Consider the following 268-nt stretch of genomic DNA (forward strand, 5'->3'; position numbering starts at 1 on the left):
GCGAAATCCGCGATCTTGAGTCCGCGCGCATCGCGGCGCAGGCTGCGCTGACCGGTCACCTCATTCTCGCAACGTTGCACACCAACGATGCGCCCAGCGCTGTCACCCGCCTGATCGACATGGGGCTCGAAGATTACCTTCTCACCGCGACCCTCAACGGCGTGGTCGCGCAACGCCTCGTGCGATCTCTATGTAAGACTTGCCGCCAAAGTTTCGAGCCGGATGCGCAGCTGATCGCGGGGCTCAATTTACTGCAGCTGAGTGGAGG

At 61.9% G+C, this 268-nt stretch carries 1 protein-coding gene; it reads left to right on the forward strand.

The window, feature by feature from the left end; genetic code table 11:
* A partial coding sequence (locus tag RMT89_RS43350; RefSeq protein WP_315889253.1) for an ATPase, T2SS/T4P/T4SS family occupies window positions 1–268 on the forward strand: 268 nt, incomplete at both ends.

Origin of the sequence: Streptomyces sp. P17 (assembly GCF_032436805.1) — a bacterium.
Classification (GTDB): Bacteria; Actinomycetota; Actinomycetes; order Streptomycetales; family Streptomycetaceae; genus Streptomyces.